Origin of the sequence: Tessaracoccus sp. SD287 (assembly GCF_017355265.1) — a bacterium.
GTDB lineage: Bacteria > Actinomycetota > Actinomycetes > Propionibacteriales > Propionibacteriaceae > Aestuariimicrobium.
Window position 1 is genome coordinate 24,772 of sequence record NZ_JADIJQ010000027.1, and the last position, 19,724, is coordinate 44,495.

At 68.5% G+C, this 19,724-nt stretch carries 18 protein-coding genes; 6 read left to right on the forward strand and 12 right to left on the reverse strand.

The genetic code is table 11. The annotated features are described in order from the left end of the window. Positions 1-52: 52 nt before the first annotated feature. The 6 genes from IPV09_RS10890 to IPV09_RS10915 all read right to left on the reverse strand — a co-directional run bounded on the left by IPV09_RS10890 (position 53) and on the right by IPV09_RS10915 (position 7,267). The gene (locus IPV09_RS10890; RefSeq protein ID WP_207475276.1) at positions 53-1,090 is read right to left on the reverse strand and encodes an alanine racemase; all 1,038 of its coding nucleotides are present in this window, start codon (positions 1,088-1,090) and stop codon (positions 53-55) included. After that, entirely contained in the window at positions 1,090-2,250 is a 1,161-nt protein-coding gene (locus tag IPV09_RS10895; RefSeq protein ID WP_370590294.1) for a lipid II:glycine glycyltransferase FemX, read from the reverse strand. Before IPV09_RS10895 ends, IPV09_RS10890 begins: the two co-directional genes overlap by 1 nt. Positions 2,251-2,533: 283 nt before the next feature. Then, entirely contained in the window at positions 2,534-3,469 is a 936-nt protein-coding gene (locus IPV09_RS10900; protein WP_207475278.1) for a type IV toxin-antitoxin system AbiEi family antitoxin domain-containing protein, read from the reverse strand. A gap of 397 nt (positions 3,470-3,866) precedes the next feature. Next, a complete protein-coding gene (locus IPV09_RS10905; RefSeq protein ID WP_207475279.1) occupies positions 3,867-5,618 on the reverse strand; it encodes an FAD-binding oxidoreductase in 1,752 nt (583 codons plus the stop codon). After that, complete coding sequence (locus IPV09_RS10910) at positions 5,615-6,484, reverse strand: lysophospholipid acyltransferase family protein (RefSeq protein ID WP_242681530.1); 870 nt, start codon at positions 6,482-6,484, stop codon at positions 5,615-5,617. The genes IPV09_RS10905 and IPV09_RS10910 overlap by 4 nt, the downstream gene beginning before the upstream one ends. A gap of 6 nt (positions 6,485-6,490) precedes the next feature. Further along, a complete protein-coding gene (locus tag IPV09_RS10915) occupies positions 6,491-7,267 on the reverse strand; it encodes an SDR family oxidoreductase (protein ID WP_207475281.1) in 777 nt (258 codons plus the stop codon). A 134-nt stretch (positions 7,268-7,401) separates the two neighbouring features. Between IPV09_RS10915 and IPV09_RS10920 the strand changes: the two genes are divergently transcribed. Further along, positions 7,402-7,791, forward strand: coding sequence for a hypothetical protein (locus IPV09_RS10920; protein WP_207475282.1), 390 nt, complete (start codon positions 7,402-7,404; stop codon positions 7,789-7,791). After that, positions 7,749-8,186, forward strand: coding sequence for a hypothetical protein (locus IPV09_RS10925; protein WP_207475283.1), 438 nt, complete (start codon positions 7,749-7,751; stop codon positions 8,184-8,186). The genes IPV09_RS10920 and IPV09_RS10925 overlap by 43 nt, the downstream gene beginning before the upstream one ends. A gap of 3 nt (positions 8,187-8,189) precedes the next feature. Here the strand turns inward: IPV09_RS10925 and IPV09_RS10930 are convergent, their stop codons facing one another. Genes IPV09_RS10930 through pta form a run of 3 tightly spaced genes read right to left on the reverse strand, consistent with a single transcriptional unit; the run spans position 8,190 to position 12,122 of the window. Further along, complete coding sequence (locus tag IPV09_RS10930) at positions 8,190-8,708, reverse strand: hypothetical protein (protein WP_207475284.1); 519 nt, start codon at positions 8,706-8,708, stop codon at positions 8,190-8,192. Positions 8,709-8,728: 20 nt separating this feature from the next. Continuing rightward, positions 8,729-9,919 carry an acetate/propionate family kinase gene (locus IPV09_RS10935; RefSeq protein ID WP_207475285.1) on the reverse strand — a complete coding sequence of 397 codons (1,191 nt, stop codon included), beginning with the start codon at positions 9,917-9,919 and terminating at the stop codon, positions 8,729-8,731. Between the two features lie 31 nt (positions 9,920-9,950). Then, positions 9,951-12,122, reverse strand: a complete 2,172-nt coding sequence (pta, locus tag IPV09_RS10940; protein WP_370590295.1) for a phosphate acetyltransferase — start codon at positions 12,120-12,122, stop codon at positions 9,951-9,953. Between the two features lie 99 nt (positions 12,123-12,221). On the opposite strand from pta, the gene IPV09_RS14295 reads away from it, so the two are divergent. Further along, complete coding sequence (locus IPV09_RS14295) at positions 12,222-13,496, forward strand: DUF418 domain-containing protein (RefSeq protein ID WP_242681522.1); 1,275 nt, start codon at positions 12,222-12,224, stop codon at positions 13,494-13,496. On the opposite strand, the gene IPV09_RS10945 is transcribed toward IPV09_RS14295, so the two are convergent. Next, the gene (locus IPV09_RS10945; RefSeq protein WP_207475287.1) at positions 13,396-14,196 is read right to left on the reverse strand and encodes a deoxyribonuclease IV; all 801 of its coding nucleotides are present in this window, start codon (positions 14,194-14,196) and stop codon (positions 13,396-13,398) included. The genes IPV09_RS14295 and IPV09_RS10945 overlap by 101 nt on opposite strands. Positions 14,197-14,285: 89 nt before the next feature. Here IPV09_RS10945 and IPV09_RS10950 point away from each other — a divergent pair, with 89 nt between their 5' ends. After that, positions 14,286-16,190 carry a long-chain fatty acid--CoA ligase gene (locus tag IPV09_RS10950; RefSeq protein ID WP_207475288.1) on the forward strand — a complete coding sequence of 635 codons (1,905 nt, stop codon included), beginning with the start codon at positions 14,286-14,288 and terminating at the stop codon, positions 16,188-16,190. A 36-nt stretch (positions 16,191-16,226) separates the two neighbouring features. Here IPV09_RS10950 and IPV09_RS10955 read toward each other — a convergent pair whose 3' ends face one another. After that, positions 16,227-16,841, reverse strand: coding sequence for a TM2 domain-containing protein (locus tag IPV09_RS10955; RefSeq protein ID WP_207475289.1), 615 nt, complete (start codon positions 16,839-16,841; stop codon positions 16,227-16,229). Positions 16,842-16,985: 144 nt separating this feature from the next. On the opposite strand from IPV09_RS10955, the gene IPV09_RS10960 reads away from it, so the two are divergent. Then, a complete protein-coding gene (locus tag IPV09_RS10960) occupies positions 16,986-17,810 on the forward strand; it encodes a potassium channel family protein (protein WP_207475290.1) in 825 nt (274 codons plus the stop codon). A 127-nt stretch (positions 17,811-17,937) separates the two neighbouring features. On the opposite strand, the gene IPV09_RS10965 is transcribed toward IPV09_RS10960, so the two are convergent. Beyond that, the gene (locus IPV09_RS10965) at positions 17,938-19,284 is read right to left on the reverse strand and encodes an SLC13 family permease (RefSeq protein ID WP_207475291.1); all 1,347 of its coding nucleotides are present in this window, start codon (positions 19,282-19,284) and stop codon (positions 17,938-17,940) included. A gap of 165 nt (positions 19,285-19,449) precedes the next feature. Between IPV09_RS10965 and IPV09_RS10970 the strand changes: the two genes are divergently transcribed. Continuing rightward, positions 19,450-19,724: FadR/GntR family transcriptional regulator (locus IPV09_RS10970; RefSeq protein WP_207475292.1), on the forward strand; the 275-nt coding region annotated here is incomplete at its 3' end.

Here is a 19,724-nt window from a genome sequence, read left to right on the forward strand (position 1 = left end):
CTGAAGACTGGGGGCCAGAACTCACGGCATTCTACCGTGCTGGCGCCGGGGACTAGTTGTCGTCGATGACCTGGTCGACGGTCGCGGTGGTCAGTCGCAGTTCGACGGGCACCTCGTCACCGAGGGCCACGCTCCCGGCCCCGGGCAGGAAGACCAGGCTGGACTGCATGTGCGGCGGCTCGACGAACATCCGTTTGCGGCCGGCGATGGTGTAGGGGCTCAGCGCGTGACCCGACGCGTCCAGGGCGCCGGAGGCCACCGTCACCAGCCGCTGCCGCAGGGTCGCGGCCGCGGTGGGGGCACTGAGGGCCACACCGTTGGCGGTGCCACCGGAGACGACGACCACCCAACCGTCCTTGGGGGCGCGACGCTGCCAGTAACCGATGTGCTGCCCGCGCCGGACGGGGTGCACATCCAGCACCCGGGCGGTGATGCGGCGACTGTCGGGGGCACCGAGCCACAGCGGGGTGCCCATTCGCAGCCGGGACTCGACGTTGAGTTCGGCGCGCAGCCGGGTGTAGTCGGCCGGCGGCAGGTGGCTGAGCCAGACCGGCGCCCCGATCGTGGCGGTGGCGGCCTGGGCCAGGTCGCGGGCCTCGGCGAGCAGGTCGGCGCCCCGCATCGGCAGGTGGATCGTCCAGCCCTCGAACTGCAGGTCGTGGGTCAGGCCGCGCAGCTTGGTCAGGTCGCGACGGGCCAGGCCGTGGCGGCACATGGAGGTGAGCAGTTCGCACAGGATGCGCGCCTGCGGTGCCCGGGTGCCGATGTCGGCCAGGTCGTCGAGGCGGCTGACGGTGGTGATCACCAGCGGGTCAGCCAACAGGTCGACGGCGACGGGGTCGTGGCGTGACCAGGGGGTCAGCACCACGATGTCACGGTCCCAGCCGCCGGCGCGCACCTCGGCCACCTCCGCGGAGGTGCCGACGGCGAGCGTGTCCAGGTCGAGCAGCAGGGCCTCGGCGGCCAGCCTGCGCAGGCCGAAGCCGTAGCCATTGCCCTTGGCCACGGGGACCAGCCCGGGGACGTCGTGGCGGACGGTCTGCAGGTGCTCGCGCCAGGCGCGGGTGTCCAGGTGCAGGGTGAGGCTCATCACTTGCGCCGTTCCATGTAGGCCATGAAGGCTCGGTAGAGGACGGGGTTGATCGGCTTGTCCCACTCACCGACATAGCTGACGGCCTGCCCCCCGGTGCCGACCTTGAACTGGATCAGGCCGATCTCGGGGTGGTCCTCGGCGACGGCAGGGGTGATGCCGCGCAGGTCGTAGACCTCGGCGCCGGCGGCCAGCGCGTCGGTGATCATCTGCCACTGGATGCGGTTCGAGCCGCGCACCTCACGCTTGGCGTTGGTGGAGGCGCCGTAGGAGTACCAGGCGTGGCGTCCGACCTGGACGTAGGTGGTGGCCGCGACCAGGTCGCCCTCGTGGTGGGCCAGGTACAACGTCATGCGCTGCTCGTCTTCACCGCGCAGCGCGTCCCACATGGTCTCGAAGTAGCCCAGCGGACGTCCGGTGAAACCGTCGCGCTCGGCCGTCTCGAGATAGACCCGGTGGAAGTCGGCCAGGTCGGCGCGGGTGCCCTGGCGCACCTGCACCCCGGCCTTGTCGGCCTTCTTGATGTTGCGGCGCCACTGCTGGTTCATCCCGGCCAGCACCGCCTCGGCGGTGAGCGGCGGGTGGCCCTCGGCCGTCCGGTCGGTCAGCGGCAACTGGAAGTTGTACTGCGGCTGGCCGGCGGTGAACCCCTCGGCGTCGCGGGGGGCGCGCCAGCGCAGGTGGGTGAGGGTGTTCGCGAGCCGGGTGGCGGCATTGGCCGTCTCGTCCGGGGTGACCTCGGCCAGGGTGGTGATGGCCGGGTCGGCGATGGCGGCCTTGATGGTCTCGGTGTGCCAGCGGTGGTGCACCAGGGTGGGACCGATGCGCACCGCGAAGGCACCCTGCTTTCGAGCGTGGCCGACCAGGGCGTCGAGCAGTTCGGGGACGTCGCGGCGCCCCCAGTCAAGGACGGGGCCTTCTGGCAGGTAGGCCAGGTAGCGCTTGAGCCGGGGCAGCTGCCGGTACAGCACAAGCCCCACGCCAATGAGTTGGGAGCCGTCGAACCAGCCCAACAGCTCCGGCATCCACTCGGGCTTCACCTTGGCCCACGCCGGGGTCTGCAGGAAGCTGACGGTGGTGGCGAAGTCACTGCCCGGCGCCGAGACGCGGTTGATGAACGCCAGGTACTCGGACGCCTGGAGCTGCCTGATCTGGATCACGCGACCAAATCTAGCGGTCCACCGTTGGGCGCGGCCGAACGCAGGCTCCGGTGGTGGCGCACCAGGCGGGACGCGGCAGATGTGCACGAGTCTCCACATCCAGCGTGTGCGTCGCTGCGGGCGCGTACGAGTCTCCACATCCAGCTTGTGCGTCGCTGCGGGCGCGTACGAGTCTCCACATCCAGCTTGTGCGTCGCTCTTCGGGGATGTGCGTTGCTGCAGGTCCGCATGAGCGCGAGGTCCGACGCACAAGCGCGTGAAGGGGCGGTGTTCACACGCGGGCTCAGGAAGCGCCCAAGTACTGGTTGCGCTTCCTTGCTTCACGAAGCGCCTGCTGCAGCCAGCCGATGACCACCTCGGGTCGACGGATCAAGTCGTCCCAGACCCATCGAACCACGATCAGGCCCAACCGCCGGAGCCGGTCCTCCCTGCGCTTCTCGAGCCAGACGATCTTCCCAGGAGTCTGGCCACTGTGGGCGTTCGCGTGGTACTTCGCTTGGCCGTCGAACTCACCGACGACGCCGTCTGCCCACCAGAAGTCGACCCGGTCGGTGCCCTCGGCGTGGTGGAACTCCTTCTGCAGCGCATCCGGCGCCAGACCCGCCTCGATGAACACCATCCTGCTGAGTGACTCCGCAGGGCTCTCGGCACGTGGGTCACTGGACTCCAGCACCCGACGCGCATTGCGGACGCCGGGGATGCCCCGCATCCGAACGAGCGTCTCCTGCACACCTGCCGGCGTGCTGAGCAACTGCCGGAATGCCTGGTCGTGAGCTGCCAACGCCCAGCCTGGTGCCACGGTGCGGCCGAGGTCTGCAAGCGTCCGCGCCACCGAGGTGACCGCCATTCCCTTGACGTCGGTGACTTCGTGGGGCAGGAGCGAGGTGCGCGTCAGTCGGACTCCCTCCACGTGGCTACCGCCCGTCCCGTCGGGTTTGATCATGTGGACGTGGGCGAGTGAGGCGCGGGGGACGGGAAGGCCGTGTGCGACTGCAGCAGTGACATGGCTGAACACGAGGGAGGGGTCCCCGACCCGGGCGGCGGCGCGGGCGTGAAGCAGGTGTTGTTCTTCAGTGCCGGGGTCACCGGCATCCGGGTCGGCACTCGAGTAGACGCCACGGAACAATCGTTGCAGCGTCCCGGCCTTCACGCGTCGGCGGATCTCGTCATCGTCGTAACCCTGCAGCAGGAGTTCGGCCCGGGTGGTCAGAGGCAGCATGCCTCGACGATGTCAAGGGGTGCCATCGGACACCAGAGCCAGTCGTCCAGCTGTGGACAACTGGGGCCCGCGAGACTGCCCCTGTGGATGACTCACAGGCCGGACAAGCCGGGTGGGTCACGCCGGAGTGTCGGCCTCGAACCCAGCCTAGGCCGCCGCGCTGCTCAGCGACGGCGTCCCAATCCTGCGCCTGTGCGTCGCTGTGCGGCCCTGTGCGGTGCTGCAGGAGCGCACAAGAACGAGCTGCGACGCACAAGTGGGAGACCGGGTGGTCGTGCGTGCCTGCAGCAGCGCACACGTGGGAGGCGGGGTGGTCGTGCGTGCCTGCGGCAGCGCACGAGTGGGAGACGGGCCCCCTCAAGACAGGGGGGTTGTGCTCGCTGCCCGGCCCCGCGTCCTACGCTCCCGGCTGCTGGGAGTTGCTGGACACCCCCGGCAGGCCGTCGTGGATGATCTTGCCCGGGTTCAGGTTGTGGCCCGGGTCCACGCCCTCGAAGAGCACCTTCTGGACGTGCACCCCGGCCTCGGAGATGTCCTGGGCCATCCACGGGGAGTGCTCCTCGCCGACCCCATGGTGATGGCTGACGGTGCCGTGGTGGTCCATGAACGACTGCTGCACGGCCTGCTTGACCGCGTCGTAGGTCTCCAGCACGGTGTCGGGGTTGTTGTCGGCCACGGCGAAGGTGAAGTACTGGCAGGCACCGATGCGGTAGCTGTGCGAGATGTGGCACATGATGAAGCCCTTGTGGCCGGTGGCGTCGAAGGCCTCCTGGGCGCGCTGGACGGTCTCATCGTGCATGGTCAACGCATTGGCCCAGGTCGACGTCGTCTCGGACACGTCGGCGGGAATGCCGCGGTCGAGCAGGAAGTCACGGATGTAGGGGATGTCGAACTTCTTCTCGTCATACATCGAGCCGGGGCCCTTGCCGACGCCCATGCCGCCCCACTTGCGCACGATCTTGGCGACCAGCCCCTTCTGGAAGCGGACGTTGACCGCCGAACCCTCGAAACCGATGAAGCTCAGGCAGATCTCATTGAGGTCCCAGCCCTTGGCGACCATGACCTTCTCGACGGCCTTGTTCACGTACTTGCTGACCGTGGACTTGCCGCCGGAGCTGTTCGCCATCGAGAACCGGGTCTCGTTGGCGTCGGAGACCCGCACCATCACCGGTGAGGCGTCGGAGTGGCAGATCTCTTCGGCAGCCTTCAGGCCCGAGGCGTAGTCGGGGAAGAAGTAGGCCTGGATCTCCTTGTGCTCGGCCAGACGGTGCACGTTCATCGAGACCTCGGTGATGACGCCCAGACGTCCCTCGGAGCCAATGAGCATCTCGCGCACGCTGGGACCCGACGAGGACGAGGGCAGCGGGTTGAGGTGCAGCACCTGGGTGCACTGGCCGGGCACCCGGTCGGTCGCGGTTGCCGAGGGCAGCACCACGCGCATGCCGCGGGTGATGTCGGCGATGTCGCCGTACTTGTCGGACTGGTTGCCCGAGGAACGGGTCGCCACCCACCCGCCGACGGTCGACCAGAGGAACGAGTCGGGGAAGTGGCCCAGGGTCCAGCCGCGGGCGTTGAGCTGCTTTTCCATGTCTGGCCCGTAGGTGCCGGCCTGGATGCGGGCCAGCCCCGAGACCTCGTCGATCTCGAGCACCTTGTTCAGCCGTCCCATGTCCATCGAGACGACCTGACGGGTCTCACCGGGCACGGCCTCCAGCGCGGCAACGATGTTGGAGCCGCCGCCGTAGGGAATGAGCACCCCGTCGGCTGCGATGACGGCGTCGACGATCGCGACCACCTCGTCCTCGGTGCCGGGGTAGACGACCACGTCGGGGATGCGTCCCAGGATGTTCTGGCGCAGCCGCACCAGGTCACGCACGCCCTTGCCGTAGCAGTGGGCCACCCGGACCTCGTCGTCGAGGAAGACGTTGGCCTCGCCGGCTGCCTCGACCAGGCGTGCCCGCAGGTCGTCACTGAGTTCGCTGGCCGGCACCGTCAGCTCGTCGAACTGGGGTCGCTTGACCGGGATCGCGTCGAGGTCGACGTCCATGACGTCCAGGACGAAGGGCTTGAACTTGGGCTTGTTGCCGATGGAGAAGGCGACGCCCTCGTCGCCCCACCCCCACCACTTCTGGTTCTTGACGCCGGTCACTTGGTCTCCTCGTTCCTGGCCCGCGACTTCTCGATCGCGACCGCTCGGGCGTACTCAGCCATGGTCTTCATCCCGTAGGCACGGGCCGTTGAGTCGTGCAGTTCGATGATCTTGCGGCGCACGCGCTCGTTGAAGTGGTGGGTGATCTCGCCCGGGTTGGGGCGCATCGGGTGTCCGTAGACGACGTGGACCGGCGGGCGCCCCTTTGGCATGCCCTTCTGGTGCGGCGGCCAGGCGGCGAACCCGCCGACGATGGCGAAGGGGACGATCGGCACGGCACGGCTGATGGCCAGCCCGGCAGCCCCGGGGGTGAACACGCCCATCGCGCCGTTGTAGGTGCGCCCACCCTCGGGGAACAGCAGGATCGGGACGCCGTCGCTGAGCAGCGCGGCGGCGAGCCCCCGGTGGGAGGCGGCCTTGCGCTTGGCCTTGATGTCCTCGGGGGACTCCGGGGCCCCGGCAGCCTTCCTGGCCTTCTCCAGGGCACGTTCCTCCGGTGACTTCTTGGCGCGGCGTTCCACCGGAAAGGCGTTGAACAGGTGCGAGACCGACGCCGACTTCCACCAGTTGGTGAACCAGAAGTCGGCGGCGGCACCCGCGGACAGGTACCGGGCCAGGCGCGGCGGCAACGACCCGAAGACCAGTGGCGTGTCGAAGTGGCTGGAATGGTTGCCGACGGCGACGAAGGTGTCGGGGCAGTCGTCCAGGTTCTCGACGCCGTGCACCGAGACGTTCAGGATGCGCCACACGTAGGGCTTGACCAGCAACATCCTGGTGGCCCGCCGGGCCGCTGCCTGCAGCGGGTTGTTGTACTTGCTGCTGCGTTCGTCGCTGGTCCTGGTGGCCTGCTCGTCAGATCGCCCCATCACACATCACTTCTTGCGACGACTGGACGACAGCCGACGGCTGAACCAACGGATGAATCCCTTCGGGCCGTAGGTGGCCACGGCGATGGCCAGCTTCCACTTCAGCGTCGGGATGGAGACCAACTTGTTCTTGTCATTGTCCCGCAGCGCCTCGCTGACGAGCACGTCGATGTCGACCCAGACGATCTCGGGCAGGTTGGTCTTCTTGATCTGGGCACGGTCGTGGAACTCGGTGTGCACCCACCCGGGGCACAGGGCGGTCACCTTGATGCCGGTGTCGTACAGTTCGGCGGCCAGCGCCTCCGAGAAGGTCAGCACCCACGACTTGATGGCGGAGTAGTTGCCACTCATGATCCACGCCGAGGTGGACGCGACGTTGATGATGTTGCCCTGCCCCCGGCTCTTCATGGCGCGGCCTGCGGCGGCGCTCAGTTCCAGGACGGCCCACACCATCACGTCGAAGGCCCGTCTCTGCAGGTCGAGCTTGGACTTGTCCAGCAGGTCGGCGTGCAGCCCGAAGCCGGCGTTGTTGACGAGCATGTCGACGGGGGACTCGACCGATTCGAGGCGGTCGGCGACCCGGGTGACGTCGGCAGCGACGGACAGGTCTGCCGCGAACACCTCGGCTGAGACGCCGTACTGGCGTTCGAGCTCACCCTTCAGCGCGGTCATCCGCTCGATGTCCCGGGCCACCAGAACCAGGTCGTAGCCGCGAGCCGCGAGATGTCGCACGAACGCGTGACCGATTCCGGCAGTTGCGCCGGTCACCAATGCAGTTGCCATGGGCCCCAACTTACAAGATCTCGAGACCTCGCGGGATTCGGCCCATCCAGAGGCCCCGGTGACCCCCACCCGGGTAGTTTGCGTGGTGCGCCCAGCGGCGCATCCCCCTCATGCTCGACCAAGGAGCACCTTCGGTGAAGCGTCGTGGCCTCCTGGCCGTGGTTCCCCTGGCCTGGCTGGTCGCCGCCTGCGGTCAACAGCCCGACCCGAAGTTCAGCGTCGAGACCCCGCGGGTCGAGACGGCTGCCCCCGGGGAGTTCGCGTTCCGCCGTGGCGTGGTGCCGACCGACCAGTTCGTCGCCCGGGTCAAGACGGTCAATGCTGCCCAACACTCCTACAAGCTGACCGTCGAGATGCCGGACCAGGGCGGTACCCGGACGGTGCAGGTGCGCGAACGCGACGACGCAGGCAGCTGGCGGTCGCACGCGCACGCCGTGCTGGGCGGCACCGACCGTGAGCTGATCACCATCGGCGACCAGCAATGCTCAAGACCGATGGCACCTGGCAGCTCGCGGCCGGCGTGATCCTGTTCGGCGGTGAGGGGGACAAGGTCGAGATCTTCACCGACATGCTCACCCAGGTCACCTACCAGGGTGCCGACGAGCACGGGCACCGCTTTGCCGGCGTGATGGACGTGAAGGGCTACCAGAACCAGGAGAACCACGACCACGGCCACGGCGAGGACGAGCACGGCCACGGCGAAGACGACCACGAGCCCGGCGATGGCGACGACCACGACTACGAGCACGGCGGTGGCCCGGTGCTGGCGCCGGTGACCTTCTGGTCGGACGCCCAGCTGCGGATCGTTCGACTGACCCACGCCCTCGACGACCCCGACGCCGACGACGGCGAGCAGCAGCTGACCGTGGAGTCGCGGACGGCCTTCGGTCAGCAGTTCGAGATCACGCCACCGTTGTGAGGCTCACAGGTCGTCGAGGTCGTCACGGAAGCGCTCGTAGGCCTCTTCCCATTCGGCGGCACGCACCGGGTTGTTGAGCGCCGCCACCAGGTCGCTGGTGGTGTCACGATCGGTGTCACCGTTGATCAGCACGGCCCGGACGCCGCCGGGGGCGACCTCGTCCAGGGTGCCCTCCTCGACCAGGTACTGCAGCGCGGCCAACACCGCCTCGACGGCGTCATCACCGCTCAGCCCGACGGTGGCCAGGGCCTCGGGAAGGGTGGTCGCGTCGTGGCGTTGGTGGGCGCGTGGGTTCCACCGCATCTCGAGCAGGGCACCCTCGTCCTCGACGATGTGCTCGGCGCCGCGGGCCAGCATGGCCCTCACCTCGTGCACGCCGGTCTGCACGCTGAGCGTGGCGGTGGTGGCGTCGCCACCGCCGAGCAGGCACCCCAGCGCCGTCACCTCGGTCTGGTCGGCGACCAGCGCGCGGTAGGTGTCGGCGATCACGTCATGCAGTTCTGCCTGTGCCTCGGTTCCCATGACACGACGATAGCCGTATCTCAATCGCCGATGGTGGCGACCACCTGCCGCGCCATGGCCAGCTCCTCATTGGTGGGCACGACCAGCACCGGGACCTTCGACGAGGCCGTCGTGATGGCCCGGGGGTCCTTGGAGCGGACGGCGTTCGCCGCAGGGTCCAGGGCCACCCCGAACGGGGCCAGGCGCTCCACGACGCGGGCGCGGATCCAGTCGGCGTTCTCGCCCACGCCAGCGGTGAACACCAGCGCGTCCAGGCCCCCCATCAGGGCGGCGTAGCTGCCGATGTAGCTGACCAGGCGGTGCACGTAGACGTCCACCCCCAGCGCTGCGCGCTCGTCGCCGGCGTCGACCAGCGCCTTGACCTCACGCATGTCGATCTTGCCGGTCATGCCCAACATGCCCGACTTCTTGTTCAGCACGTCGTCGATCTGGCTGATGTCCCAGCCCTTCTTGCGGGCCAGGTAGGCCACCAGGCCGGGGTCGATGTCGCCGCTGCGGGTGCCCATCACCAGTCCCTGCAGCGGGGTCAGGCCCATGGACGTCTCGATCGGGCGTCCCTGGTCGACGGCCGAGGCCGACGCGCCATTGCCCAGGTGCAGCACGATGAGCTTGAGCTCGTCGCGGCTCCTGCCCAGGAACTCGGCAGCGGTGGTGCTGACGAAGTCATGACTGGTGCCGTGGAAGCCGTACTTGCGGATGCCGAGTTCCTCGACCAGGTCGGTGGGCAGGGCGTAGGTGTAGGCCTCGGCCGGCATGTCGGCGAAGAACGAGGTGTCGAAGATGGCCACGTGCGGCACGTCGGGCAGTGCCACCTGCGCCCCCTGGATGCCGGCGACGGCCGCCGGGTTGTGCAGGGGGGCCACCCCGTAGAGGTCGATCAGTTTGTCGACCACGGCGGGGGTGACCGGGGTGGTGTGCTTGAAGGTGCGTCCCCCGTGGACGGTGCGGTGGCCGACGGCGATCACCTCGTCCAGGTTCGGGCCGTGCGCACGGAACTGCTCCATCACGGTGGCCAGCGCCTCGGTGTGGTCGGCGAAGTGCTGGTCGACGTGGAACTCACCCGCATCGACGGTGTGGTCGAGGGTGCCGACCGAGTCCTGGCCCACCTTCTGCACCAGGCCGGTGGCCACGACGTCCTCGGTGTCGGCGTCGATCACCTGGTACTTGATCGAGGAGGAGCCGCAGTTCAGCAGCAGGATGAGACGGGCCATGACGGCGCCTTTCTGGGGAATGGTGCGGGGTTCAGGAGTGCTGGGCGTCGTCGTCGGGACGCGGCAACTCGGTGATGTCGGTGATCGGCTGGTAGTCCTTGCTGGCCGGGGCCTCGGACTGGCCGCCGGCCGCGGCGAGCGCGGCGTCCATCTGGGCCTGGATGGCGGTGATGGCGACAGTGTTGACGATGTCGTCGACCAGGGCGCCGCGGGACAGGTCGTTGACGGGACGGTTCAGGCCCTGCAGCACCGGCCCGATGGCCACCGCGCCGGAGGTGCGCTGGACGGCCTTGTAGGTGTTGTTGCCGGTGTTCAGGTCGGGGAAGACGAAGACGGTGGCCTGGCCGGCGACCTCGGATCCGGGCATCTTCTTGGTGCCGACGGCCGGGTCGACGGCGGCATCGAACTGGATCGGGCCCTCGACCTTCAGGTGCGGCGCCTGCTGCTTGACCAGTTCGGTGGCGGCGCGCACCTTGTCGACGTCGGCACCCGAACCCGAGCTGCCGGTCGAGTACGACAGCATCGCCACCCGTGGCTCGATGCCGAAGGCCTCGGCGGTCTCGGCCGAACTGATGGCAATACTGGCCAACTGCTCGGCAGTCGGGTCGGGGTTGACGGCGCAGTCGCCGTAGACGACCACCTCGTCGGGCATGCACATCAGGAACGACGAGCTGACCACGGTGACGCCGGGCTTGGTCTTGACGAACTCCAGGCTGGGCTTGATGGTGTTGGCGGTGGTGTTGACCGCCCCCGACACCATGCCGTCGGCCATGCCGAAGTGCACCATCATCGTGGCGAAGTAGGACAGGTCCTTCAGCTTCTCCCGGGCCTGCTCCACGGTGACGCCCTTGTGGGCGCGCAGCCGGGCGTACTCGCGGGCGAACTTCTCGATCAGCACCCGGTTGTGGGGGCTGACCACCTGCGCCTCGCTGATGTCGAAGCCGAGCAGGTGGGCGCGATTGCGAATCTCGGTCTCGTCGCCGAGCAGGATGATGTGGGCCACGTCGCGGGTCAGCAGGATCGACGCCGACTCGATGATGCGCTGGTCGCTGGCCTCGGGCAGCACGATCGTCTTCTTGTCGGCACGCGCACGCTGCATCAGTTGGAACTCGAACATCAGCGGGGTGCGGATGTCGGCACGGTCAACCTCCAACGAGCGCAGGATGGCGTCGGCGTCGACGTGGTCGGCGAACATGCGCCGCGCCACCTCGATCTTGCGGGCCGAACTGGTCATCGTGCCCTGCATCCCGAACAGCCGTTCGGCGGTGCGGTAGGTGCCGGTGCTCGTGAAACCAATGGGCAGGTCGACGTCGGTGCCCGACATCAGTCGGTTGATGGCCGAGGGCACCGGGTAGCCACCCACCAGGATCACCGCGGCAATGGCTGGGAACGTGCCCGACCGGTGGGCCATCAGCAGACCCGGCAGCAGGTCGAGCCGGTCCGAGGGGGCCACGATGGTGAACTCGGGCTCGAGCCGGTCGAGCACGTTGGGCAGGGACATGCCGGCGACCAGGACGCCCAGCGACTCGCGGTCGAGCAGCCGCGGGTCCCCGGTCCACAGACTGGAGTGGGTCGCCTCGAACTGGGCACGGACCGTGGGTGCCGCCAGCACCCTGCTCTCGGGAATGGCCGCGGTGACGTACTGCTGGCCCAGGGTGGTGAGATGCTCGCGGACCTCGCGCACCTGCTGTTCGTCGACCCGGTTCGCCACGACGCCGATGACGTTCACGTGGTTGGCAACCAGTTCGCTCATCGAGACCCGGGCCGAGCGTTCGATGTTGGCGATGGACCGATCCCTGCCCGAGACCACCAGCAGGACCGGGGCGTTGAGGTTGGCCGCGATGCTGGCATTGAACGCCATCTCGGTGGGGGCAAAGACGCCGGCGAAGTCCGAGCCGACCACCACGATGGCGTCGTACTTGTCCTGGATGCGTCCGTACTTGTGCACGATCAGCGACATGGCCGCATCAGGGTCGGCGGTCATCTCGTCGTAGCTGACCCCGACCGCCTCGTCAAAGGTCTGGTTGATGCCGGGCAGGCTCAGCAGCGTCTCGGTGACCTGGTCGCGTCGCAGCGACTTCACCAGTGGCCGGAACACGCCGACGGATTGCACGGTGGTCGCGAGGGCCTCGATCAGGCCCAACGCGATCACTGACTTGCCCACTCGCCCCTCAGGGGATGCCACGTAAACGACCTTGGTCACGCAGGTGATCCTAACGGTGAGCCAGGACACATCAGGGGCGGGGGGTCCAGATGTGCTGGCGACAAATCCGGCGGCCCCGGTCTGCCTAGGCTGGACCGCATGCAGCCACCCCCGGCCCCCGGACGTCGACTCGCCCCCGACCTGGCCCGCGGTTTCATGCTGCTGTTCATCGCCCTGGCCAATGTGTCGTGGTACCTCTACGGCCACCCGCCAGGCCCCATCGGCCCGCATCCGGCGCCGGCGGGCGTGGTCGACAGCGTCATCCAGGTGCTCATGCTGACCATCGTCGACGGTCGGGCCTTCCCCATGTTCGCCTTCCTGTTCGCCTACGGAATGGTGCAGTTCTACACGTCACGTCGGGCCCGGGGGGTGCCCGACGCGGCGGTCCGTGCCATGTTGAACCGCCGGCACCTGACCATGCTGGTGATCGGCTTCCTGCACGCGCTGCTGTTGTTCGTCGGCGACGTCGTGGGCGCCTACGCGCTGGCGGGCCTGTTGGTCGGTGCCCTGTTCTTCTTCCGCCGGACCGCCATCCTGAAGACCTGGACGATCGCGATGGGTGCGCTGATGGTGCTGGTCGGGCTACTGGTGGCAGTGCTGGGGGTGTGGCTGCAGACCTCCGGCACGGGCACCGTCGGCACCGACACCAGCACGTCCGACCTGGTGGACCTCACCGCCGGCGAGGGCGACTACCTGATGGCGGCCCTGTGGCGGGTCAGTACCTGGGCCGGCAATGCGCTGGTTGCCGGTCTGGTCATCCCGATTCCGTTGCTGCTGTTCGTGGGCTGGATGGCGGGACGCGTCCAGTTGCTCGAGAACGTCGCCCGGCACCGTGTCCGCCTGGTCAGGGTCGCGACCGTCACCATCCCGGTCGGGTGGGTGCTGGGGCTGGTCACCGGTCTGCAGCAGGTGGGCGTGCTGACCCTTGAGCATGCCCCGTGGATGCTGGTGGTGCTGAACTCGGTGGCGGGCATGGGCACAGGCATCGGCTACGCCTGCGTGTTCGCCCTGCTCGGCGCCCGCCACGAGCAGCGTCCCCCGAGGGCGGTGCTGGCGGTCGCGGCCGTCGGCCAGCGCTCGCTGTCGAGCTACCTGTGGCAGTCGCTGCTGTTGGCGCCGCTGCTCAGCGCCTGGGGGTTCGCCCTCGGCGACGACATCGGCACCTGGCAGGCGATGGCCCTGGCCGCGGGCGTCTGGGCGTCCTCGGTGGTGCTCTGCGACCTGCTGGCTCGACGTGGCCGGCGCGGCCCGGTCGAGGTGGTGCTGCGCAGCATCACCTACGGTCGAGGTGCTCGGCCAACCAGGCCAGGTCCGCCGCCTGCCCCTCAACTCCACCCGGTGTTTCGACCACCACCGGGGCCCGGCTCAGCCTGACCACCTCGACGATGCCCTCGGGGTCACAGAAGCCCTCACCGAAGTTGGTGTGCCGGTCGGCCCCCGAGTCGAAGGCGTCACGGGAGTCATTGGCGTGGATCAGGTCGATGCGGCCGGTGATGGCCAGCACGCGTTCCACCAGACCGACCAGTTCCTCCCCGCCGGCATGGGCGTGGCAGGTGTCCAGGCAGAAGCCGATCCGGTCCGCGTTCGGGGAGCCGTCCAGTGCGGTCCACAGTTGGTCGATGCGCTCCAGCTTGCGGGCCATCGCGTTGGCCCCGCCGGCGGTGTTCTCGATGAGCAGCGGTACCTCGACCTCGAGCCCGTCGACCGCCTTGCGCCAGTTCGCGAACCCGACCGCCGGGTCCTCGTCGGCGGTGACGTGGCCACCGTGGACGATGACCCCCTTGGCCCCGATCGAGGCGGCCGCGGTCAGGGTCTGCTGCAGGGTCTTGCGGCTGGGGATGCGGATGCGGTTGTTGGTGCTGGCCACGTTCATCACGTAGGGGGCGTGGACGTAGAGGTCGATGCCCGCCGCAGCGGCGGCAACCTTCAGACCCTCGGCGCCGCCGGGGTGGGTGATCTTCGGGGCCTTCCAGCTCTGCGGGTCACCCAGGAAGAACTGGGCGAGGTTCGCCCCCCGAGCCTGCGCCGCGGCAATCGGATCGTCAGCATCAACATGGCCACCCATCACAGTCATGTCGAGGAGTCTAGGTGGTGCTCCGCGGACCCCCTGCCCGTGGCGTCGGTGACATCCCTAGACTGACGCGTGCGACCAAAGGAGCTCCCATGAACGCCGAATCACCCAGCGCCGCCGCCCCCCGCCCACTGGTGACCGACGGCTTGGCCGTCCGGCACCTCGACCACATGCTGCGCGCCACGGTGGGCAGGCACCCGAACCGCGCGGCCACCCGCATCCGCACCAACCCCGAGGGTGAGCCGACCTGGCGGACCCAGACCTACCGGGAGTTCGACGCCCGCATCCAGCAGATTGCCCGCGCACTGGTGCGCGACGGCATCGCCAAGGGTGACCGGGTGGCGCTGTTCGCGAACAACTGCCCGGAATGGAGCGAGGTCGACTTCGCGCTGCTGCGGGTCGGGGCCGTGCCGGTGCCGATTTATGCCACCTCGACCCCCGAGCAGATCGCCCACATCGTGCGTGACTCGGGTGCCCGCGGGATGGTCGTCGGTGGCATCAGCGAGGCCGGTCGGGTGCGCGAGGTGTGGCCGGAGCTGTCCGATTTGGAATGGATGGTCTCGATCCCCGCGATCCCCGACGAGGACGTCCCGGCCCTGGACGAGTGGCTCGTCGGTGACGGCGCCAATGACGAGGCCGCCGGGTGGGACGCCGAGATCTCCGGACGCCAGCAGGCCGCCACCGCCGACGACCTGGCCTCGATCATCTACACCTCCGGCACCACCGGTGACCCGAAGGGCGTGATGTTGCACCACGGCGCACTGGTTGCCCAGGTCGACGCGGTGGCCAGTCTGTTCCCGATCACCGAGCAGGACCACAGCCTCAGCTTCCTGCCGTTGAGCCACGCCCTCGAGCGGGCGTGGACGACGATCGTGTTCGCCCACGGCTGCCTGAACACCTACCTTCCGAACGCCCGACTGGTGGCCGCGGCGCTGGTGGAGGTGCAGCCCACCATGATCGTCAGCGTGCCCAAGCTGTACGAGACGGTCTATCGCGTCGCGCACGAGAAGGCGGCCGCGTCACCGGTGAAGAAGCGCGTCTTCGACTGGGCCTTCCGCGTCGGCGGGCGGGCCCAGCATGCCTACCGCAAGGGCCGCCAGCCCTCGTCGTGGACCACGACCCAGGTCGCCCTGGCCGACAAGCTGGTCTTCAAGAACGTCCGGGAAGCCATCGGCGGACCCAAGACCGTGCTGGCCTGCGGTGGGGCACCGATCCGCAAGGAGGTCGAGGAGTTCTTCTCGGCAGCCGGAATCCAGATCTTCACCGGCTACGGCCTGACCGAGGCCTCGCCGCTGGTCAGCTTCAACTCCCGCAGCGCCTGGAAGATCGGCACGGCGGGGCGCGTGATGATGCGCGGGGAGCTCGCAATCGGGGCGAACTCCGAGATCATGTACCGCGGGCCCAATGTGATGGCCGGCTACTGGAACGCTCCTGAGGCGACGGCCGAGGTCATCACTGCCGACGGCTGGCTGCGCACCGGGGATGCCGGCTACGTCGACACCGACGGCTTCCTGGTCATCACCGACCGCATCAAGGACATCATCGTCACCCTGGGCGGCAAGAACGTCGCCCCCCAGCAGATCGAGGGCCTCGTGCTCTCGGACCCGCTGTTCGAGCATGCCGTGCTGATTGGCGAGGGCCGTCCGTTCCTGACCCTGCTGGTGCGCCCCTCGATGCCGCAGTTGAAGGACCTGGCCGCACGGCTCGGGATCAACACCGAGAAGGATGACGAACTGGTCGAGCACCCCCAGATCCTGGCGGAGCTGAAGGCTCGGGTGGGCGCGCTGACCGCCAAACTGCCCAGCCACGAGCAGATCAAGGACCTGCGAGCCTCCATCGAGGAGTTCACCATGGACAACGGACTGCTCACCCCGACGCTCAAGGTGCGCCGACGGGAGGTCGAAAAGAAGTTCCAGTCCGCGATCGACGACATGTACGCCAAGCTGGCCGCGGCCCGTCGCGCCGTGCAGGGTCATGACAAGGACGCCGAGGCCTGAGGCTCGCGCGGACGGGGTCGGGCGGGGTCGGTGGGGTCAGGGACGCAACGGGTAGCCGTCGGAGTCCTTGACGTCACCGGCCAGCATGATGATGCCGTCGATGAGCGGCCAGATGGCCCCGAAGCCGAGGGTCACCCAGGTCACAATGATCTGGGCGACGGCGATGCCGTAGTGGCCGGTGTAGAAACGTCCCACGCCGAAGGCGCCCAGGAAGATCTGCAGCAGACCGGCAGCGATCTTGGTCTTCGACGAGAACGGGAGCCCCGTCTTGGGGTCGACACCGTAGGGGGCACCCGGGTGGGGAGCCAGCGCGCCGTAGGCGGCGTAGGGGTTGTAGGCCCCGTAGGGCTGGACCGCTGCCCCGTAGGGCTGGCTGGGTTGACCGTAGGGATCGGCGTACGGGGCGGCGCCCTGCTGGTAGGGGTCGCCGGCGTAGGGATCTGCGGAGTACGGGTCGTTCGCGTAGGGATCGCCACCGGGGGCGCTCGCAGACGGCTGGCCGCTCGCCGACGGCTGGCCGTACGGGGTGGCAGACGGCTGGCCGTACGGGGTGGCCGACGGCTGGCCGTACGGGGTGGCTGACGGCTGTGAACCGTAGCCGGAGCTCTGGTACGGGTCGGGTGACCCGGGCTGCTGGTTCCAGTTCGACATGATGCTCCTCGCGGACGTGACTACGACAAACTCTAGCCCCGTGGGGCTCGCGGCCCAATGCCCGGGGGAGGGGCGCGGGGACAGCGCCTGACCCGATGGCGCGACATTGCCCGCACGGTCCCGACAGGCCCTACCATCCGGCGTATGGAACCTAATGACGCCGCAGACGTCGCCGATGGTGCCGTGAAGGCACCGGTGGCACCGGCCGACGGACTGCCCGTGGCGGACGACCCCGGCACGGGCTCGCTGGCCCAGGGACCGGTGGACGAGCCGGAGGTGTCCGGCTTCGGCTGGCACACGGTGCGTCGGAACCCGGCGGCGGCGCTGCTGGCCGTGCAACTGGTCAGCATCCTGATCTACCCGTTCGTCGACCGGGTGGGCAACACCTCCCAGCGCAGCATCGTCGCCCTGCTGGGGTTGATCGCCCTGGTGCTCGCCACCAGGCTGGTGCCCTCGACCCCGGTCACGGTATGGGTCTCGGCCCTGGTGGGGGTGCCAGCCGTGGCGTTGACCATCGTGGACGCCGTCACGGCGTGGGCCCAGCCGTGGCACTTCTGGAGCGATGTGTCCTACACCCTGTTCTACGGGTACGCGGCGGTGGCGCTGGTGGTCTACATGGTCAAGGACGAGCACGTCACCGCCGACGAGTTGTTCGCCGTGGGCGCCACCTTCACCGTGGGGGTGTGGGCGTTCGCGCACGCCTACTCGGCGCTGCAGTACCTGCAGCCGGGCAGCTTCATCGCGGCGGTGCAACCGGAGGCGGCCCGCAGCTGGATGGACCTGCTGTTCCTGAGCTGCACCACCATGACGTCGACGGGGCTGTCCGACGTGGTGCCGGTGCGTCCGCTGGCCCGGGCGGTCGTGATGATCCAGCAGATCACCGGCATGTTGTACATCGCCATGGTGATCAGCCACCTGGTCGGGCTCGGCATCGGCAAGCGGGCTCGACGCCCCCGCGCGGTGGCCTGACCCGGGCACGCACGGCCGGAACGACCCAGCGGTGTGCATCCAGTGGGCTGGATCGCCCCGGAGGGGGCCGATCAGCGTCACTGGGTGCACACCGCTGGGCGGGCGTTCATCCCCCGGCGGAGGAGCATCAGGAGGTCGGAACCACCAGCACGCCCCACACCACGATCGGTGCGATGACCATGATGCTCATGCCCCAGATCATCAGCTGACGGAACACCGACTCCCGCTCACCGGGCTCGGCATTGGCGACCACCAGGGCGCCGTTGGTCGAGAAGGGGCTGCAGTCCACCACCGAGGACGAGATCGCCAGGGCGGCGATCAGGGCTACGGGGTTGACCTCGCCGCGCATCAGGAACGGCACGGCCAGCGGAATCAGGGCACCAATGATGCCGGTGGTCGACGCGAAGGCCGACACGACAGCACCGATGAGGCAGATCATCAGGGCCGCCATCAGCGGTGCGCCGACGCCAGCGACCTGGTCGCCGAGCCACTGGACCACGCCCTGGTTCTGCAGCAGGCCGATGTAGGTGACGATGCCGCCGATCAGCAGCACGGTGCCCCACGAGATCTGCTCGACGGCACCCTTGGCCGACTTCGGGAAGACCAGCGTCAGCACGACGGCGACGGTCAGGGCGGTGAAGCCGACGTCCAGGCCGAAGCCGAGGGCCCCGACGATCAGCGCGACCAGGCCCAGCAGGGTGAAGCTGCGCTCGGCGTTCAGCGTGTGGGTGTCGCCGGTGACGGCGGTGACCTGCTTCACCTGGCGGTCGGCCTCGACCTTGGAGTGCGCCTCGGTGGTGGCCGAGCTGCCGGTGACGTGGACCTCGTCATCGAGGGTGGCCAGGGTGTTGGCGTCCTCCTTGCCGCGGGCGATCAGCGCGCGGCCACCGAAGGCGAAGAAGGCGATCAGCGCGATCAGGAAGGCGGCGACGAAGGCCGAGACCATCAGGAACAGCGGGTTGCCGACCAGGCCGTTCTTGTCGACCACACCGTTGGTGATCGAGCCGAAGATGCCGATGGGGCTGAACGAGCCGGCAGTGGCGCCCTGCACGATCATCATGCCCATGAGCATCGGGTGGATCTTGTAGCGCAGGGCGAAGCCCATGCCCACCGGCGCCACGATGGCGACGGCCGCGGGGCTCACGGCACCGATGGCGGTGACCACGGCGCAGACCAGGAACATGGCCCACGGCACGAGCGCGACGCGTCCGCCGACCGCTCTGACGGCGCCGTGGACGATCCAGTCGACGGTGCCGTTGTTCTTCGCGAGCGCGAACAGGTAGGTGACACCGACCAGGATGACGAACAGGCTGGAGGGGAACCCGTCCAGGATGTCGGCGACGGTGGCGTCATAGACGGACAGACCCACCACGAAGGCCGCCACGAGTGCCAGGGCACCCATGTTGACGCCACGGATGGTGGCGACCAGGAATACGACAGCCAGGACGATGAGCGAGAGGATCTCGTGGGACATGGGGCAACAACTTCCAATGATCGACGTTGATCTCGAATGATCAGGACAGATGGCGGGCGCCAACGGCACCGAAAGTGTGATCGATGTCACACTCAGCGCCACTGGTTCATTATCCTGCCAGTGGACTAGCCACTTGACAACTGGTCCGACAGGTAGGATCCCCGCATGTCGTCAGAGAAGACCGGCCGTCGCCTTGCGCCGGTACGCCGCGAAAGGCTGTACGAGAGCCTGGCCGAGCACATCTCGACATTCATTGATGCCCAGGGTCTTGGCCCCGGCGACCGTCTGCCCAGCGAACGACAACTGGCTGCTGACTTGGGGGTCAGCCGGGCCACTCTGGCCCGCGCCCTGGCGTCGTTGGAGACCCGCGGTGTCATCGAGGTGCGCCATGGTGTCGGCGCGCTCGTCACCAGCGGTGGGGCGTCGGGACTCGCGGATGC

Bases quoted from the DNA above. Each gene is read 5' to 3' on its own strand.
- IPV09_RS10890 (WP_207475276.1), bottom strand. From the start codon at position 1,090: ATGAGCCTCACCCTGCACCTGGACACCCGCGCCTGGCGCGAGCACCTG.
- IPV09_RS10900 (WP_207475278.1), bottom strand. From the start codon at position 3,469: ATGCTGCCTCTGACCACCCGGGCCGAACTCCTGCTGCAGGGTTACGAC.
- IPV09_RS10910 (WP_242681530.1), bottom strand. From the start codon at position 6,484: ATGGGGCGATCTGACGAGCAGGCCACCAGGACCAGCGACGAACGCAGC.
- IPV09_RS10915 (WP_207475281.1), bottom strand. From the start codon at position 7,267: ATGGCAACTGCATTGGTGACCGGCGCAACTGCCGGAATCGGTCACGCG.
- IPV09_RS10925 (WP_207475283.1), top strand. From the start codon at position 7,749: ATGCTCAAGACCGATGGCACCTGGCAGCTCGCGGCCGGCGTGATCCTG.
- IPV09_RS10930 (WP_207475284.1), bottom strand. From the start codon at position 8,708: ATGGGAACCGAGGCACAGGCAGAACTGCATGACGTGATCGCCGACACC.
- IPV09_RS10935 (WP_207475285.1), bottom strand. From the start codon at position 9,919: ATGGCCCGTCTCATCCTGCTGCTGAACTGCGGCTCCTCCTCGATCAAG.
- IPV09_RS14295 (WP_242681522.1), top strand. From the start codon at position 12,222: ATGCAGCCACCCCCGGCCCCCGGACGTCGACTCGCCCCCGACCTGGCC.
- IPV09_RS10945 (WP_207475287.1), bottom strand. From the start codon at position 14,196: ATGACTGTGATGGGTGGCCATGTTGATGCTGACGATCCGATTGCCGCG.
- IPV09_RS10950 (WP_207475288.1), top strand. From the start codon at position 14,286: ATGAACGCCGAATCACCCAGCGCCGCCGCCCCCCGCCCACTGGTGACC.
- IPV09_RS10955 (WP_207475289.1), bottom strand. From the start codon at position 16,841: ATGTCGAACTGGAACCAGCAGCCCGGGTCACCCGACCCGTACCAGAGC.
- IPV09_RS10960 (WP_207475290.1), top strand. From the start codon at position 16,986: ATGGAACCTAATGACGCCGCAGACGTCGCCGATGGTGCCGTGAAGGCA.
- IPV09_RS10965 (WP_207475291.1), bottom strand. From the start codon at position 19,284: ATGTCCCACGAGATCCTCTCGCTCATCGTCCTGGCTGTCGTATTCCTG.